At 56.1% G+C, this 17,162-nt stretch carries 19 protein-coding genes; 9 read left to right on the forward strand and 10 right to left on the reverse strand.

The features are described from left to right. Positions 1-366 precede the first annotated feature (366 nt). Positions 367-1,566, reverse strand: a complete 1,200-nt coding sequence (gene tyrS, locus TU74_RS18825) for a tyrosine--tRNA ligase (protein ID WP_047279275.1) — start codon at positions 1,564-1,566, stop codon at positions 367-369. A gap of 213 nt (positions 1,567-1,779) precedes the next feature. Here tyrS and TU74_RS18830 point away from each other — a divergent pair, with 213 nt between their 5' ends. Both TU74_RS18830 and TU74_RS18835 read left to right on the forward strand, forming a co-directional pair. Continuing rightward, entirely contained in the window at positions 1,780-3,180 is a 1,401-nt protein-coding gene (locus TU74_RS18830) for a peptidoglycan DD-metalloendopeptidase family protein (RefSeq protein ID WP_048377335.1), read from the forward strand. 3 nt (positions 3,181-3,183) lie between these two features. After that, entirely contained in the window at positions 3,184-4,275 is a 1,092-nt protein-coding gene (locus TU74_RS18835) for an anhydro-N-acetylmuramic acid kinase (RefSeq protein WP_047295814.1), read from the forward strand. 78 nt (positions 4,276-4,353) lie between these two features. Here TU74_RS18835 and erpA read toward each other — a convergent pair whose 3' ends face one another. Together erpA and argC are read right to left on the reverse strand one after the other, a co-directional pair. Then, positions 4,354-4,704 (reverse strand): iron-sulfur cluster insertion protein ErpA, encoded by a 351-nt coding sequence (gene erpA / locus TU74_RS18840; RefSeq protein ID WP_003444456.1) that lies wholly within the window; start codon positions 4,702-4,704, stop codon positions 4,354-4,356. A gap of 135 nt (positions 4,705-4,839) precedes the next feature. Further along, on the reverse strand, positions 4,840-5,874 hold the full coding sequence (argC, locus tag TU74_RS18845; RefSeq protein WP_048377336.1) for an N-acetyl-gamma-glutamyl-phosphate reductase: 1,035 nt from the start codon (positions 5,872-5,874) through the stop codon (positions 4,840-4,842). Between the two features lie 134 nt (positions 5,875-6,008). Here argC and hemJ point away from each other — a divergent pair, with 134 nt between their 5' ends. The 6 genes from hemJ to coq7 all read left to right on the forward strand — a co-directional run bounded on the left by hemJ (position 6,009) and on the right by coq7 (position 10,046). After that, positions 6,009-6,437, forward strand: a complete 429-nt coding sequence (gene hemJ / locus TU74_RS18850) for a protoporphyrinogen oxidase HemJ (RefSeq protein ID WP_047277952.1) — start codon at positions 6,009-6,011, stop codon at positions 6,435-6,437. Positions 6,438-6,467: 30 nt separating this feature from the next. Next, entirely contained in the window at positions 6,468-7,433 is a 966-nt protein-coding gene (locus TU74_RS18855) for an NAD(P)H-dependent flavin oxidoreductase (protein ID WP_048377337.1), read from the forward strand. Between the two features lie 61 nt (positions 7,434-7,494). Further along, positions 7,495-8,010 carry a DUF805 domain-containing protein gene (locus TU74_RS18860; RefSeq protein ID WP_048377338.1) on the forward strand — a complete coding sequence of 172 codons (516 nt, stop codon included), beginning with the start codon at positions 7,495-7,497 and terminating at the stop codon, positions 8,008-8,010. 76 nt (positions 8,011-8,086) lie between these two features. Continuing rightward, the gene (locus TU74_RS18865) at positions 8,087-8,875 is read left to right on the forward strand and encodes an SDR family NAD(P)-dependent oxidoreductase (RefSeq protein ID WP_047279283.1); all 789 of its coding nucleotides are present in this window, start codon (positions 8,087-8,089) and stop codon (positions 8,873-8,875) included. A gap of 66 nt (positions 8,876-8,941) precedes the next feature. Further along, the gene (locus TU74_RS18870; protein WP_047277960.1) at positions 8,942-9,280 is read left to right on the forward strand and encodes a histidine triad nucleotide-binding protein; all 339 of its coding nucleotides are present in this window, start codon (positions 8,942-8,944) and stop codon (positions 9,278-9,280) included. A gap of 118 nt (positions 9,281-9,398) precedes the next feature. Beyond that, complete coding sequence (gene coq7, locus TU74_RS18875) at positions 9,399-10,046, forward strand: 2-polyprenyl-3-methyl-6-methoxy-1,4-benzoquinone monooxygenase (RefSeq protein ID WP_047277962.1); 648 nt, start codon at positions 9,399-9,401, stop codon at positions 10,044-10,046. Between the two features lie 73 nt (positions 10,047-10,119). Here the strand turns inward: coq7 and speD are convergent, their stop codons facing one another. Further along, positions 10,120-10,911, reverse strand: a complete 792-nt coding sequence (gene speD, locus TU74_RS18880) for an adenosylmethionine decarboxylase (protein ID WP_047277964.1) — start codon at positions 10,909-10,911, stop codon at positions 10,120-10,122. Between the two features lie 240 nt (positions 10,912-11,151). Continuing rightward, positions 11,152-11,574 carry an OsmC family protein gene (locus TU74_RS18885; RefSeq protein WP_003444470.1) on the reverse strand — a complete coding sequence of 141 codons (423 nt, stop codon included), beginning with the start codon at positions 11,572-11,574 and terminating at the stop codon, positions 11,152-11,154. 224 nt (positions 11,575-11,798) lie between these two features. On the opposite strand from TU74_RS18885, the gene crp reads away from it, so the two are divergent. Continuing rightward, positions 11,799-12,443, forward strand: a complete 645-nt coding sequence (gene crp, locus TU74_RS18890; protein WP_047277966.1) for a cAMP-activated global transcriptional regulator CRP — start codon at positions 11,799-11,801, stop codon at positions 12,441-12,443. Here the strand turns inward: crp and TU74_RS18895 are convergent. Genes TU74_RS18895 through trpE form a run of 5 tightly spaced genes read right to left on the reverse strand, consistent with a single transcriptional unit; the run spans position 12,440 to position 17,154 of the window. Then, positions 12,440-13,141: a lipoate--protein ligase family protein gene (locus TU74_RS18895; RefSeq protein ID WP_048377339.1), complete on the reverse strand. Its 702-nt coding sequence runs from the start codon at positions 13,139-13,141 to the stop codon at positions 12,440-12,442. The two genes, crp and TU74_RS18895, sit on opposite strands and share 4 nt — an antisense overlap. 28 nt (positions 13,142-13,169) lie before the next feature. Beyond that, entirely contained in the window at positions 13,170-14,006 is an 837-nt protein-coding gene (gene trpC, locus TU74_RS18900; RefSeq protein ID WP_048377340.1) for an indole-3-glycerol phosphate synthase TrpC, read from the reverse strand. Continuing rightward, positions 14,003-15,052 (reverse strand): anthranilate phosphoribosyltransferase, encoded by a 1,050-nt coding sequence (trpD, locus tag TU74_RS18905; protein ID WP_047295826.1) that lies wholly within the window; start codon positions 15,050-15,052, stop codon positions 14,003-14,005. The genes trpC and trpD overlap by 4 nt, the downstream gene beginning before the upstream one ends. Before the next feature lie 9 nt (positions 15,053-15,061). Further along, the gene (locus TU74_RS18910; RefSeq protein WP_048377341.1) at positions 15,062-15,655 is read right to left on the reverse strand and encodes an aminodeoxychorismate/anthranilate synthase component II; all 594 of its coding nucleotides are present in this window, start codon (positions 15,653-15,655) and stop codon (positions 15,062-15,064) included. Positions 15,656-15,666: 11 nt separating this feature from the next. Beyond that, positions 15,667-17,154: an anthranilate synthase component I gene (trpE, locus tag TU74_RS18915; RefSeq protein WP_048377342.1), complete on the reverse strand. Its 1,488-nt coding sequence runs from the start codon at positions 17,152-17,154 to the stop codon at positions 15,667-15,669. Between the last annotated feature and the right edge of the window lie 8 nt (positions 17,155-17,162).

Below are 17,162 nucleotides of genomic sequence, written 5' to 3' on the forward strand. Positions count from 1 at the left end.
TGACTCCACAAGCACCCACACGAATTGCTTGATTCAGTTGTTAAAGAGCGGTTGGTTAAGCTTTCGCTCAACCGAGGCGCGCATTCTACAGCAGCCTCTGTTGCTGTCAAGCGGTTATTTTAAGATGTTTTCAAAGTTTCCTCTGTAACATCAACCACTTGCGCTTTCGATCTCTCGTCAGCGGGAGGCGAATTCTACAGCGTTACACGCTGCTGTCAACACCTCATTTCCTGCTTCGATGATTTGAAGCTGGCATCTTCAAAACAGTCTAACTCATTGAAACTCAAGGAGTTTCCCGTTTCGACTGCGCCGGAAGTGGGCGCATTATAGGCCAACAAAATGCGCCGTCCAGCACTATTTTCAAGTTTATTCAGATTTCAACGTAATTCGCGCAAACGCCTTCTTACCCGCCTGACAAACATGAGTGGAGCCCAATGCATATATATAGGAGCGATCAACCACCTCTCCATCAATACGCACACCACCCGAACCCAACAAATCACGAGCAACCGCAGAGTTCTTCACCAGCCCAGCTTTATTCAGCACTGCAGCAATCGGCATGTCTTCAGTAGCGCTCAGCTCAATCTCAGGCAAGTCATCCGGCAGCTCACCCTCTTTCATGCGGTTACCCGCACCACGGTGCGCATTAGCTGCAGCCTCTGCACCGTGAAAACGCGCCACAATCTCTTCAGCCAGCTTGATTTTTATATCTCGCGGATTGGCCCCAGCCTCAACCTCTGCCTTAAAGGCATTGATCTCATCCATCGAGCGGAAGCTGAGCAATTCAAAGTAACGCCACATCAAAGCATCCGGGATCGACACCAGCTTGCTATACATCACACCAGGCGCTTCCTGAATACCAACGTAATTACCCAGGGATTTGGACATCTTCTTGACGCCATCCAACCCCTCAAGCAAAGGCATCGTGACGATGCACTGCGCCTCCTGCCCATAACCACGCTGCAACTCACGACCCATCAGCAAATTAAACTTCTGATCAGTGCCACCTAACTCGACATCCGCTCGCAAGGCAACCGAGTCATAGCCCTGAACCAACGGATACAAAAACTCGTGGATAGCAATAGGCTGATTCGTGGTGTAGCGCTTATCAAAGTCGTCGCGCTCAAGCATGCGCGCTACAGTGTATTGGGACGTCAGACGAATAAAATCCGCAGGCCCCATCTGATCCATCCAGGTTGAGTTGAACGCCACTTCGGTTTTCGATGGATCCAGAATCTTGAAGACCTGTGTCTTATAGGTCTCGGCGTTGTCGAGCACTTGCTCGCGCGTCAGCGGAGGACGCGTCGCACTCTTGCCACTTGGATCACCAATCATCCCGGTAAAGTCACCGATCAGAAAAATGACGTGATGACCGAGCTCCTGAAACTGGCGCAGCTTATTGATCAGTACGGTGTGACCCAAATGCAGATCGGGTGCAGTAGGGTCAAATCCCGCCTTAATACGCAGCGGCTGGCCACGCTTCAACTTCTCGACCAGTTCAGACTCGACCAGTACCTCTTCGGCACCACGCTTGATTAGCGCTAGCTGCTCTTCAACCGACTTCATATCAGACCCGTAAGGCTCAATTTCAAAGGGAACCAACCATACAAGATCACCCACTAATTACAAGTTCTGGCGGGCGCACGGGGGGCTATCTGTCAGTTAATGTGTGGTCAACTTGCTTCAAGGGCGTTTTGGTTATATTTTATACAGTTATTTCATCTTCACAGTGTCAGTCGTCTTTTCCAATTCATCCTTTATCTCAAAGTCAAATTACCTATGACCAGTCAACCGCCTAAAGCGCCACCGCTTTATCCGAAGACCCACCTGCTCGCCGCAAGCGGGATCGCAGCCTTATTGAGTTTGGCACTGCTGGTATTTCCATCCAGCGAAGTCGAGGCCAAACGCACAACGCTAAACCTGGAACTGGAAACCCCCGCAGAACAACTTACACAAGATCAAGACGCCGCAGACCTCGTTCAGGCCACAAATGAAGCGACATCTGCTCCGTTTACCCAAATAGACCCGCAAGACAGCGCGCCCGCTGCGACTGCCAAAGCTGAAGACAAAAAAGCGCCTAGCCACCGCGAAGTCATTGTCGCGAAGGGCGATACCCTCTCTACCCTGTTTGAGAAAGTGGGCCTGCCCGCTGCGTCCGTACACGAGGTTCTGGCCAGCGACAAACAGGCCAAGCAGTTCAGCCAGCTGAAACACGGGCAGAAGCTCGAGTTTGAAATGGGCACAGACGGTCAGCTCAATAACCTGCACAGCCGCATCAGCGATCTCGAAACCATCACCTTGAGCAAAACAGCCAAGGGCTATTCGTTTCGCCGTGTGACCGCTCAACCGACACTGCGCACCGCCTATGTTCACGGTGTAATCAGCAGCTCCCTGTCTGCTTCCGGCCAGCGCGCCGGCCTGCCTCACAGCATGACGATGGATATGGCCAAAGTATTCGGCTATGACATCGACTTTGCACAAGACATACGGCCCGGCGATCAGTTCGAGGTTATCTACGAGCAAAAAGTGGTCAACGGCAAAACGGTTGGCACGGGCAACATCTTGTCTGCTCGCTTCACCAACCGAGGCAAAACCTATACGGCAGTGCGTTACACCAACAAGCAGGGCATCAGCAATTACTACACCGCTGACGGCAATAGCATGCGCAAAGCCTTCATCCGCACCCCAGTAGATTTCGCCCGCATCAGTTCACGCTTCTCTTCGGGACGCAAACACCCGATCCTGAACAAGATCCGTGCCCACAAAGGCGTGGATTACGCGGCACCACGTGGAACACCGATCAAGGCTGCCGGTGATGGCAAAGTATTACTTGCCGGCCGTCGTGGCGGCTACGGCAACACCGTCATCATTCAACATGGCAACACGTACCGCACGCTTTACGGCCACATGCAGGGCTTCGCCAAGGGCGTCAAAACGGGCGGCGCCGTCAAGCAAGGGCAAGTCATTGGTTACATTGGCACGACCGGCCTGTCGACCGGCCCACACCTGCATTACGAGTTTCAAGTCAATGGCGTCCATGTAGATCCGCTGGGGCAAAAGCTCCCGATGGCTGATCCGATTGCCAAAAACGAGCGTGCCCGGTTCATGCAACAAAGCCAGCCATTGATGGCTCGCATGAATCAGGAAAAAGCCACCCTGCTGGCTTCGAGCAAGCGCTAAGTCATGGCGCTCTACATAGGAGTGATGTCCGGCACAAGCCTCGATGGCATGGACATCGCTCTGATCGAGTTAGGGGCGAGCATCAAGCTTCTCGCCTCTCACTACACCCCCATGCCATCCTCATTACGCGCCGAATTACTCAGCCTGTGCGCCAGCGGCCCTGACGAAGTTGCCCGCTGTGCCATTGCTGAAAATCACTGGGTTGAACTGGCCGCACAAGGCGTAAACGCACTTCTCACACAACAACAGCTCTCCCCACAAGACATCCGGGCGATAGGCAGCCACGGCCAGACCATCCGGCACGAACCCGCTCTTGGCTATACCGTTCAAATCGGTAACCCTGCTTTATTGGCCGAGTTGACAGGGATTTGCGTGGTGGGCGATTTCCGTCGGCGGGATGTCGCAGCTGGCGGCCAGGGCGCGCCGCTCGTGCCGGCATTTCACGAAGCCTTGTTCACTCATGAGAGTGGCTATCGAGCCGTTTTAAATGTTGGCGGATTCAGCAACCTAAGTTTGATAACACCTGCCGAGCCTGTAGCCGGATTCGATTGCGGGCCCGGAAACGTCTTGCTGGACGCCTGGATACAAGACACACGCGGTGACCTGTATGACCGTAGTGGCCAATGGGCTGCCAGTGGCAGAGTAGAACCCGTTTTGCTGAACACGTTGCTCAGCGACCCATTCTTCAAGACACAAGGCCCAAAAAGCACCGGGCGCGAAGTCTTTAACCTGAATTGGCTGAAGCACCATCTCTTCAGCCTGCCCGCCTTCCCCGCTGAAGACATTCAGGCAACCCTGCTCGAACTCACAGCCCTAACGATCGTGGACTCACTGCAAAGCGCTCAACCGCACACCGACGAGCTTCTGGTATGCGGTGGCGGCGCGCACAACACCGCACTGATGACGCGGCTCGCTTCACTCCTCCCCCAAACCCGGGTCAATAGCACCCAGGTTAAAGGCGTGGATCCAGACTGGGTGGAGGCCATGGCTTTTGCGTGGTTGGCCCATTGCTGCCTGGAAAACATTCCTACCAACCGCCCCAGCGTCACTGGCGCTCGCGGCTTGCGCATCCTTGGCGCTATCTATCCCGCCTGAACACCCGTTCAATAAACGGCAGACAGCAAAACGCCGCGTATCGACGCGGCGTTGAGGGTCAAACGTGTGTGCGGACAATCAAATCGAGAAGGACGAACCGCAACCACAGGTCGTGGTGGCATTCGGGTTTTTGATCACAAAACGCGACCCTTCGAGACCTTCCTGATAGTCCACCTCAGCGCCAGCCAGGTACTGGAAGCTCATCGGATCAACCACCAGGCTCACGCCCTCGCGCTCAACGATAGTGTCATCGTCTGCGACTTCTTCATCAAAAGTGAAACCGTACTGAAAACCCGAACAACCGCCGCCCGTCACAAATACGCGCAGCTTCAAACGATCATTACCCTCTTCATCGACCAGGCTCTTCACCTTGTGCGCAGCACCTTCGGTGAATTGCAAAGCCATGGGGGTGAAGGATTCGACGCTCATGCTGACTATCTCCCGGCGCTATGCCGCCATAATGCGTGATGACGCGCATTATCCGCTTCTCCTAGAAAAGCGGTCAACTATTCATAAGTAGCAGCGGTAAGCTGGACGCTTACCGCTTGAGGATATCTGCAAGGTTTACGGCAGCATTCCGGCATGGGACAGGCCCAGACGCTCATCCAGACCAAACAGGATATTCATATTCTGCACGGCCTGACCTGACGCCCCCTTGACCAAGTTGTCGATAACCGACAAAACGACCACCAGATCGCCATCCTGCGGGCGGTGAATGGCTATGCGGCACACATTGGCGCCGCGCACACTACGTGTTTCGGGATGGCTGCCAGCAGGCATTACATCCACAAAAGGCTCGTTTGCATAACGCTTTTCAAACAGTGCCTGCAGATCCACAGAGCGATCAGTAACCGTCGCGTACAACGTGGAATGAATCCCACGAATCATTGGCGTTAAATGCGGGACGAATGTCAGTCCTACCTCTTTCCCGGCGGCACGGCGTAAACCCTGACGAATTTCCGGCAGGTGACGATGCCCTTTGACGGCATAAGCCTTCATGCTTTCAGACGTTTCGGCATATAGAGAGCCAATACTCGCGCCCCGACCAGCTCCGCTGACACCGGATTTACAGTCAGCAATCAAAACCGACGTATCGGCAAGACCTGCTTCGAGCAAAGGAAGAAAACCCAGTTGGGTAGCAGTCGGGTAGCAACCCGGCACTGCAATCAATCGCGCTTGCCTGATGTGTTCGCGATTGACTTCCGGCAGGCCATAAACCGCCTCTTCTAGCAGTTCAGGCGCACCATGCGGCTGGCCGTACCACTTGGCCCACTCCTCTGCATCTTGCAGACGGAAATCGGCTGACAGGTCGATCACCTTGGTTCCGGCCGCAAGCAATTCACCTGCCAAGGCATGAGCCACGCCATGGGGCGTCGCGAAAAACACCACATCACACGCCGCCAATGTCTGAGTATCAGGCACGCTGAAGGCAAGGCCATCGTAATGACCGCGCAGGTTGGGATACATATCAGCAACAGGCAGGCCTGCTTCGGATCGAGAAGTGATCACTACCACTTCTGCCTGCGGATGCTGCGCCAGCAAACGCAGCAATTCGACACCGGTGTAACCCGTGCCGCCGACAATACCGACCTTGACCATAACCTGCCCCTCAACGAACCCACTGGAAAGCCCTCGATAATAGGGACAGCGCGCCCCTGCGACAACCGCCAAGGTGACTCCCGGACGCTCTACTACTACTATTTGATCTACCGTGAACCTGGGAATAACTAAAAATGCTTTATCTATGGCTCAAAGCCTTCCACATCATCAGCATCGTCTGTTGGTTTGCTGGCCTGTTTTACCTGCCTCGCCTGTTCGTTTACCACGCCCAAAGCGAAGATTCCGTCAGCAAAGAGCGCTTCAGCGTCATGGAGCGCAAGCTGTATCGCGGCATCATGGGCCCCGCGATGATCGCCACAATCATTTTTGGCGGCTGGCTGATCAGCCTTAACCCTAGCGGCTATTTTAGCCAGGGCTGGATGCATGCCAAATTGACACTCGTGGTGCTGCTCATCGGCTATCACCACATGTGCGGGGCTCAAGTTAAACGCTTCGCCCGTGGAGAAAATACCCGCAGCCATGTGTACTTCCGCTGGTTCAACGAAGTGCCGGTCCTGTTTCTGATCGCCATCGTAATTCTGGTGGTGGTCAAACCGTTCTAACGGCAACTCATCTTTCAACGAGGTTATCCGATGTCACTGCCCGCTCTGCTTGAACAACGCTTGCGCCTGCCGGTGGTGGCCGCTCCTATGTTTCTGATCTCCAACCCGCAACTGGTGCTTGCCTGCTGCCGTAACGGCGTAGTCGGCAGTTTCCCGGCACTGAACCAGCGCGACAGCCAAGGGTTCAAAGCCTGGCTGGAGGAAATCGAAGCAGGTCTGGCACTACTGGATAACCCGGCGCCCTACGCCGTGAACCTGATCGTGCACAACAGCAACCCACGACTTGAAGCAGACCTCGCCATTTGCATTGAGCACAAAGTGCCCATCGTGATCACCAGCCTGGGCGCCGCTAAAGAGGTGATCGACGCGGTTCACAGCTACGGCGGGCTGGTCTTCCATGATGTCACCACCCGCCGTCACGCCGAAAAAGCCGCACAAGCCGGTGTCGACGGTTTGATCGCTGTTGCTGCTGGCGCAGGCGGGCATGCGGGCACCTGGAGCCCTTTCGCTCTGGCGGCTGAGATACGCCAGTTTTTCGGCAAAACGCTGCTGCTCGCAGGCTGCCTGAACCACGGCCACGAGATCTTGGCAGCTCAAACACTTGGCGCCGACTTGGCCTATATGGGCACGCGCTTCATCGCCACCCGCGAAAGCCATGCGCCTGACGCTTATAAGCAGATGCTGCTAGCATCCCGCGCGGCCGATATCATTCACACCCCGGCGGTATCAGGCGTACCTGCCAGCTTCATGCGGCAAAGCCTTGAAAATGCCGGGTACGACTTGGCAGCGTTGCAAAGCAAGGGGGAATCAGGAAACAAACTGAAACCGCTCAACGATGAAGCCAAAGCATGGAAAACCGTGTGGTCGGCCGGTCAGGGCGTAGGTGAAATCTTCGACTTGCCTTCAACGGATGAACTGATCGCACGCCTGGACGAGGAATATCGTCAGGCGTTAAGTCGAATTCAACGGTTATCCAGCCATTGGCCACACCTTTGAAACATCGAAGCCCGCCCAATCAGCGGGCTTCATTTTTTAAATACCTGACAAGGACGCAGTAATGCCGGAAGTAAGCCTGGATAAAAAATCTCACGAATCGTATGGCACGCTGGACCCATTGGGGTTCGATGGCCGAATTGGCCGCATGCGAATGCTGGCCTGGCCACTGGTGCTCACCGCAATCGCGGTTGCACTGCTCATCCCGTGCCTGCTGTTAGCCCAAGTCTCATACACGCTGGGGTTCACCTGTAGCCTGACGTTACTACTGGCCTATTTCGTCATTAGCATCAGGATCAGCGCACAGCGCCTGCATGATCTCAACTGGTCAGCGTGGATGCTCTTGCTGCATTTAGTGCCTGTGGCAACCCTGATCCTGTCCTTTATGTTGGTACTGATGCCCGGTACTACCGGTCCGAACCAGTATGGCCCACCACCGCCGCCTAACAGTCCGGCAGTCAAAGTACTGGCTTGGGTTGCGATCACGCTGATGATTGTTTCGTTAATCGTGACGGTCCTCGCCTTTGCACTGGGCCTTGCAACCTCGTTCATCAACGCAGCCGGCACCAACAGCCTGTAGACTGCGTTCTTTATTAAACGCGCTAACGCCAGGGACATCATTGTCACCGGACTGAACCGTTGCGATGGAGAACAGCATGACCCGTTACGCTTTGATCACTGGCGCCTCAAGCGGCATTGGCCTGGCCCTGGCAGAAGCCCTTGCCCGTCGCGGGCGCAGTTTGATTCTGGTTGCCCGCCAACGGGACGCACTGGAGGCCATAGCCCTCGAATTCACCCAGCGCTTTGGCGTAGAAGTGCTGATTCGCGCCTGCGATCTGGGCGAGCCGCTGCGGTTGTCCGGCTTCCTGCTGGAGCTGGAAGAAGGTGACAGGCAGATTGATTTGCTGATCAATTGCGCAGGGATCGGAACCTGCGGCCCCTTCCTGGCGCACGACTGGAGCGCAGAGCAAGATTTGATCGAGCTCAATGTGCTGGCCCTCACGCGGCTGTGCCATGCCATCGGCAATATGATGGCGGTCCAGGGCGGCGGGCAGATCCTCAACGTTTCCTCGATCGCGGCGTATCAGCCGGGCCCTTGGCTGAGCACCTACTTCGCCAGTAAAGCCTACGTGCTGCACTTTTCAGAGGGCCTGCGCGAAGAGGTCAAGAAAACCGGGATCAAAGTGTCAGTGCTCTGCCCCGGCATCACCCGCACCGGTTTTTTTGAAGCGGCGAACATGAATGCCGACACGGTCAAACACAATCGCCATGCACTGAGCCCTGAAGAAGTCGCGCTTTACACCGTACGCGCACTTGAAAAGAACAAGGCGATTATCATGCCGGGCTGGCGAAACCGCTGGATGACCCGCGTCCCCCGGCTGCTATCACGCTGGATGACACGCAAGATTGCCGCCTCGGTTAACAAGTCGTACTGCCCACGTTAAGGTGGCTGGTCGCCAAACGATCCCCTGCGTACACTCAGATCGGACTTCACTTACGGAGATACAGCTTTGGATACTCTGTTCACCAAGATCATCAACCGTGAAATACCCGCAAAGATCATTTATGAAGATGATCAGGTTCTGGCGTTTCACGACATTGCGCCACAAGCGCCGGTGCACTTTCTGGTCATCCCGAAAAAACCGATCCGCACCCTCAATGACCTGACCGAAGAAGACAAAGCGCTGGCCGGTCATATTTTGTTCACCGCGCAGCGTCTGGCGGTCGAACAAGGCTGCGAGAAGGGCTTTCGTGTCGTGATGAACTGCAATGAAGAGGGCGGCCAAACGGTTTATCACATTCACATGCACGTGTTGGGTCAGCGCCAAATGAACTGGCCGCCGGGCTGATTCATCGATCGGTTTGCGCGGGAGTGCCAAAACCTCCTGCGCTGACCCATGATCCAACGCAAACCCTGCCCGTCCGATTGGGGTAAACTGGCCGCCGTGATTTTTTCCGGAGGTAAGCATGACTACCCAACGTCACTACTCGCCGATTGACCGTCTTCTGTTACAAGCTGATACCGCAATGCGCACTTTGCTGCCTTTCAGCGGCCAGCCGTATCGCCCCTCACCTGCCATCGTCAAACCTGAAAACCCGCTGGGGGAACAGGCCACGCGTCATGTGGCGGGTCTGATGCGCATCAACCATACCGGCGAAGTCTGCGCCCAGGCTTTGTATCAGGGCCAAGCCCTGACCGCTAAGCTGCCGCAGGTGCGCGAAGCCATGGAACATGCCGCTGAAGAAGAAATCGATCATCTGGCCTGGTGCGAACAACGCATTCGTCAATTGGGTAGCCACCCGAGCGTACTGAACCCGCTGTTTTACGGCATGTCTTTCGGGATTGGCGCTGTGGCCGGCCTGATCAGCGACAAAGTCAGCCTGGGGTTTGTCGCCGCCACCGAAGATCAAGTGTGCAAGCACTTGAACGAACACCTGGCGCAACTGCCGCCCGAAGACGAAAAGTCGCGCGCCATTCTCGAACAAATGCGCATCGATGAAGAACACCATGCTGAGTCCGCACTGGAGGCGGGCGGTTACCGTTTCCCGGCACCCGTAAAATTCGGGATGAGCCTGATGGCAAAAGTCATGACCAAAAGTACCTATCGCATTTAATCGCCCCTGCGCAAAATGCACACAAAAAAGGCGGCTCACCTCACGGTAGCCGCCTTTTTTGGTTGCTCGTTGCTTACGACATATTGCGTGCGTAAAAGATTTCGAGCATTTCGTGCTTCACACGCTCAGTGACCTGAGCGCGCTGCTCGGTCGACAGATTGCTCGTGGCATCGCCGAACAGATAGTTATCCAGTTCGAAGTCCTTGAGCAGCATCTTGGTGTGAAACAGGTTCTCTTGATACACATTCACGTCGGTCATTTGATAACCGTCGCGGGTGTCTTCGGAGAGGTAGTTCTGGATCGAATTGATCTCGTGATCGATAAAGTGCTTTTTACCTTCCACGTCGCGGGTAAAGCCGCGCACGCGATAGTCGACCGTCACGATGTCCGAATCAAATTGATGGATCAGATAGTTGAGAGCTTTAAGCGGTGAAATAACGCCGCACGTCGACACGTCGATGTCCACACGGAAAGTCGCGATTCCGTCCACCGGATGAATCTCCGGATAGGTGTGTACCGTGATATGACTTTTGTCGAGGTGACCCAAAATGGTCTCTGGCAGCGGGCCTGGGGATTCTTCGATCTGGCTTTCGGTAGGTGTTACCGGCTGCTCGGAAATCAGAATAGTCACGCTGGCGCCTTGGGGATCGTAATCCTGACGGGCGATGTTCAGGATGTTGGCACCAATGATATCAACCACATCTGTAAGGATCTGCGTCAGGCGTTCTGCGTCGTACTCTTGATTGATGTACTCAACGTATGCCTGCTGGTCTTGCGGGGTTTCCGCATAGCAGATGTCATAGATGTTGAAGCTCAAGGTCTTTGTCAGGTTATTGAACCCGTGGAGCTTGAGTTTGCTTTTCACCGTAATAAAACTCTCTATGTCGATGCGGCTCGGCCGCGTGATCCAGCATGCCCGTCAAGTGCGTGGGACGCACCTGCGTAGGACGGTTAACACCTCTTCGCGATGGCGATTTTGGTTATCTGTTCGGACCCGCCGCCGGGATGATTCCCCGCCACGACCCTTAAAAAAGTGGCGCATTATGCAGACGTCAGCGACTGATCGCCAGAGTCTGCAATGCTTTTATGAAAATTGAATGTCCACTCAGCCCAGTTCGATTATTTCGTAGTCATGGCTGATGGCGACGCCAGCCGCGCCCAGCATGATCGACGCCGAGCAATACTTCTCAGCCGACAGTTCGATCGCACGTTTAACTTGTGCTTCTTTTAGCCCACGTCCCTTGACCACGAAGTGCAGGTGAATCTTGGTAAACACTTTCGGGTCCTCAGTGGCGCGCTCCGCCTCCAGGAACGCCTCGCAGCTTTCGACTGCCTGACGCGACTTTTTGAGGATGCTGACCACATCAAAATTGCTGCAACCGCCAAGGCCCAGCAGCAGCATCTCCATGGGACGCACACCCAGGTTCCGGCCGCCACTTTCTGGAGGCCCGTCCATGACGACGACGTGGCCACTGCCCGACTCGCCCAAAAACATGGCTTCGCCCGCCCATTGAATGCGTGCCTTCATCGCTCAGACTCCACTGTCTTAAAAGGGGCGCCAGCTTATCACAGGGCCAAAATTCAATGACTGGCAGGCCCGAAGCGTTTCTCTGACGCCGCATGAGGAAATTTCTGCGTTAGGTGAAGAATTCGTCTGTTAAGCTGGCGCCAATTCGCTGGCGCCATGCCGGCAAGCGCTCTACATAAAAATAGATCAAACCCCTTACCGTGCAGGCTTTACGGGACACAACTATGGTTGCCCTTACTCCCATACCCAAGATCAAGAACCTCGACAAATTTCTGACTCATTGCCAACGCAGGCGCTATCAAGCCAAAAGCAACATCATCTGCGCCGGTGAACGTTCACAGACGCTGTTCTTCATCGTCAAAGGCTCCGTGACCATCGTGATCGAAGACGACGACGGTCGTGAAATGATCATCGCCTACCTCAATGCCGGGGATTTTATTGGCGAACTGGGGTTGTTCGAACAGCCGGGCCTGGAACAGGCGCGCAGTGCGTGGGTCAGGGCCAAGACCGAATGCGAAGTTGCAGAAATCACTTACGCCAAATTCAGGGAGTACGCGCATCAAGAACCTGAAATCCTCTACGCGCTTAGCGGGCAAATCGCACAACGATTGCGCAATACCACACGCAAGGTAGGTGATCTGGCGTTCTTTGACGTGACCGGCCGCGTAGCCCGTTGTTTGTTGGAACTGTGCAAGCAGCCTGACGCAATGACTCACCCCGACGGCATGCAAATCAAAGTGACGCGTCAGGAAATCGGCAGGATCGTCGGGTGTTCGCGGGAGATGGTGGGACGCGTGCTCAAGGATCTGGAAGAACAGAACCTGGTCAGCGTTAAAGGCAAGACCATGGTGGTGTACGGCACACGTTAAGGCTTTAGCAACGGCGCCAGAAGGTCTTGATAGCGGGAAGCCAGCTGTTCAAAAAAGTCGGGCGCCGCAAACACCTCGTGCAACGCAATGTGACTCTGCGCACGGCAACGCTGCTCCAGTGAACACAGCCCATTGAATCGGTTGACCGACGCCACCATCGATTCGCGCTCGTTATCCAGCAGCAGAGCACCGTGAACCAGCCCCACCGGCCGTTGCCCCCCCTGACTCTGGCGCCAGCGCTGAGCGGTACCCACCAACTTGCGTCCATTGAGGTTGACGTTGAAACGGCCATCACAGAAAGCCCCTTCAATTTCCCCCAATGAAGCAACGCCGCCCAGTTCGGTCAAAAGATCACAGATGGGTTGGCACAGGCGCTGATAAGCAGTTTCGATACGCCCCTGATCCCCCTCGCTGCGAAGCGGGGCGTAAACCAGCGCGATGTTGACCGTAGAAGCGGATTGAGGAACCGGCTCGCCGCCTGTTTCCCGCAACAGGATCGGCCAACCGTGGGTCGCCAGTTCAACACTCGCGCTCTCGAAACCGGGCAGTCGAGCCAGGCGTTTAGGCATGACCAACGCCCGGTCGGTAGGCTGCCAAAACAGCACCCCGGCTTCACACTCACCCGCGCAGACCGATGCCAGCAAATCCTGTTCGGCTTTGAGCCCGGCTTCGACACAGAGACGCTGAATACGAGTCATAGCAGTCCTTGGAAAACGCTGGCCGGGTTTAATCCGCTGTTGAGCCCGAAATGGGTGTACCGCGCTCCGGGAAGAACAACCGCTGCAATTCTGCGCCCGGACTTTCAGCGCGCATGAATGCTTCACCGACCAAGAATGAATACACCTCGCTGATTTCCATCAGCTCGACGTCGGCGCGGTTCAAAATCCCGCTTTCGGTAATCACCAGTCGATCACGAGGCACACGGGGCAACAGGTCCAGTGTGGTGTCCAAACTCACCTCAAAGGTGTGCAGGTTGCGGTTGTTGATGCCGATCAAAGGCGTATCAAGGGTTTTCAGCGCTCGCTCAAGCTCATCGCCGTCATGCACTTCAACCAGCACGTCGAGCCCCACGCTTTTGGCAACACTGGCCAGTTCGGCCATCTTGACGTCATCCAGCGCCGAAACAATCAACAGCACGCAGTCCGCACCCAGTGCGCGGGCTTCAACGATCTGATACGGATCGATCATGAAATCCTTGCGGATTACCGGCAGCTTGCACGCCGCGCGCGCCTGCTGCAGGTACGCGTCTGCGCCCTGAAAAAAATCGATGTCCGTCAGCACTGAAAGGCAGGTTGCGCCGCCTTTTTCATAGCTTTGTGCAATGTCAGCAGGCACAAAGTGCTCGCGGATCACACCTTTGCTCGGTGATGCTTTCTTGATTTCGGCAATCACCGCCGGCTGCTTCAACTTGGCCTGCGCCAGCAATGCTTTGGCAAAGCCACGGACCGGATCGGCCTGAGCGACCTGACGTTCAAGTTCAGCCAAACTGATGCGCGCGCTACGCTCGGCCACTTCCTGAACCTTGCGCGCCAGAATATTTTCCAGAACGGTTGGCACACTCATGCTTCATTCTCCTGCTTGAAAATCGCGGTAAACGCGCCCAGTTCTTCCAGCTTCTCCCGGGCCAGCCCGGTGTGCAGCGCATCGTGCGCCAGCGCCACACCCTCTTTCAGAGTGTAGGCAAGATCAGCAGCGTATAACGCAGCACCCGCATTCAGCACGATCATCTCGGCGGCCTTCTGCCCGGCCTCGGTCTTACGGCGCCCCAGCGCATCGCGAATCAGCTCCAGCGATTGCTCGGGGCTGTCGACCACCAGGCCAAACAGGCTTTGGCTCTTGATGCCCAGGTCTTCAGGCTGAACCCAATATTCCGTGATCTCGCCTTTGCGCAGCTCAGCGACATACGTCGGCGCGGCCAGGCTGAACTCGTCCAGGCCGTCCTGCGAATGAACCACCAGCACATGCTTGCTGCCCAGACGCTGTAACACTTCGGCCAAAGGACGGCACAACGCCTGGCTGAACACGCCGACCACCTGGTGCAACACACCGGCTGGATTCGTAAGCGGGCCAAGCATGTTGAACAGGGTACGCAGGCCCAGATCACGACGCGGGATGGCCGCGTGCTTCATGGCGCCATGATGGGATTGGGCAAACATGAAACCAATGCCCACGCTGTCAATGCAGCGAGCCACTTGCACCGGGGTCAGGTTCAGGTAAACGCCTGCCGCCTCCAGTAAGTCAGCACTGCCGCTTTTGCCAGAGACAGCGCGATTGCCGTGTTTGGCAACCGTGCAACCGGCCGCTGCGATCACCAGGGCGGACGCTGTGGAAACGTTGAAAATATTCGCACCGTCGCCGCCGGTGCCCACAATGTCGACCACGCCATCGAGTGTGTTGAGTTCGACTTTGTCCGCCAGCTCACGCATTACTGTGACCGCACCGACGATTTCGTCGATGCTTTCACTCTTCATGCGCATGCCCATCATGAAGGCGCCGATCTGCGCCTCAGTGCATTCGCCGGTCATGATGTCGCGCATCACATCGCGCATTTCCTCGGTGCTCAGGTCGAGGTGACCGACGATACGGTTCAGGGCAGTCTTGATATCCATATGAAGTCCTTAGCGCGTGCCGCCGGTTTGTTTAAGAAAGTTGGCGAACAGTTCATGACCTTGCTCGGTCAGGATCGATTCAGGGTGAAACTGCACCCCTTCGATGTGGAGGGTTTTGTGACGCACGCCCATGATCTCGTCGACCGAGCCATCGGCATGTTGCGTCCAGGCCGTCAGCTCAAGGCAGTCCGGCAGGGTCTCGCGCTTGACCACCAGCGAGTGATAACGGGTGACGGTCAACGGGTTGTTCAATCCCTCGAACACCCCCGTGTCGCGGTGATAAACCGGGCTGGTCTTGCCGTGCATCACTTGGCGCGCACGCACCACATCGCCGCCAAAGGCCTGCCCGATGGATTGATGCCCCAGGCACACGCCCAGAATCGGCAATTTGCCCGCGAAGTGTTTAATCGCTTCAAGTGAGATGCCCGCCTCATTCGGCGTGCACGGGCCGGGCGAAACCACAATGTGCTCGGGGTTGAGCGCTTCGATCTCGGCCACAGTCAGCTCATCGTTGCGCACCACCTTGACCTCTGCACCCAGCTCGCCGAGGTACTGCACAACGTTGTACGTAAAAGAGTCGTAATTATCGATCATCAGCAACATGGCTAAGCTCCTCAGACGTCGGACGCGGGGGTTTGTTCGGCGAGCGCTACGGCACGAAACATCGCGCGGCGTTTATTCAGCGTCTCTTCCCACTCCAGGGCCGGTACCGAGTCGGCAACAATCCCGCCGCCCGCTTGCACATGCAACTCACCGTTCTTGATCACCGCTGTACGAATGGCGATAGCCGTGTCCATATTGCCGTTCCACGCAAAATAACCGACCGCGCCGCCGTACACGCCGCGCTTGACCGGTTCCAGTTCGTCGATGATCTCCATCGCACGGATTTTCGGCGCACCCGACAACGTGCCTGCCGGCAAAATCGCACGCAAGGCGTCCATCGCCGTCAGACCGCTCTTCAACTGGCCGGTGACATTGGACACGATGTGCATCACGTTGGAGTAACGCTCGATCACCATTTTTTCGGTGAGCTTGACCGAACCAATTTCAGAGACCCGCCCCGTGTCATTGCGCCCCAGGTCGATCAGCATCAAGTGTTCAGCGATTTCCTTGTCATCACCGAGCAAGTCCTGCTCCAGCGCCAGATCCGCCTCTTCGGTCGCACCCCGCGGACGCGTCCCGGCAATCGGGCGCACGGTGATCAAATTATCTTCAACCCGCACCAGCACTTCAGGCGAGCTGCCCACCACGTGGAAGTCGCCAAAGTTGAAGAAGTACATATACGGCGTCGGGTTGAAGCAGCGCAGCGCGCGATACAGATCGATCGGCGCGGCCTTGAAATCGATGGACATGCGCTGCGAAGGCACCACCTGCATGCAATCGCCCGCAAGAATGTAATCCTTGATGGTATCGACAGCTTTCTCGTAGTCGCTCTGGGTAAAACTGGAACGGAATACCGGGTCGGCTGCCTGTTGGGCCGTGAAGTCCAGACCGCGGCGCGGCGCAATCGGCTGACGCAATTGCTCAAGCAATGCTTCAAGTCGCGCCTGCCCCTCTTCGTACGCACCTGGCTGTGCAGGATCGACCAGCACAATCGCGTGCATCTTGCCTGCGAGGTTGTCGAACACCACCACGGCATCGGACACCATCAGCAGGATATCCGGCACGCCCAGCGGATCCGGGTTCGGGCATTGGCCCAAACGTTTTTCCACGTACCGCACACAGTCATAACCGAAGTAGCCCACCAAACCACCGTTGAAACGCGGCAACCCGGCAATGGTCGGCACGTTGTAACGGGCCTTGAAGGCTTCGACAAACGCCAGCGGATCTTCGGCCTCGCAGGACTCGATCTCGACACCGTCGTGGGTCACACGCACCTGATGGTCGTGCACGCGCAATACGGTGCGGCACGGCAAACCGATGATCGAATAACGCCCCCACTTCTCGCCGCCCTGCACCGACTCCAGCAAATAGGAGTTGGGCTGATCGGCCAGTTTCAGGTAGATCGACAGCGGCGTGTCAAAGTCGGCAAGGGTTTCGCGGGCAAGCGGGATACGGTTATAGCCGGCAGCGGCCAAACGCAGGAATTCTTCACGGATCATGAGGTGCC

The sequence above is a fragment of the Pseudomonas lundensis genome (assembly GCF_001042985.1).
GTDB classification, from domain to species: domain Bacteria; phylum Pseudomonadota; class Gammaproteobacteria; order Pseudomonadales; family Pseudomonadaceae; genus Aquipseudomonas; species Aquipseudomonas lundensis.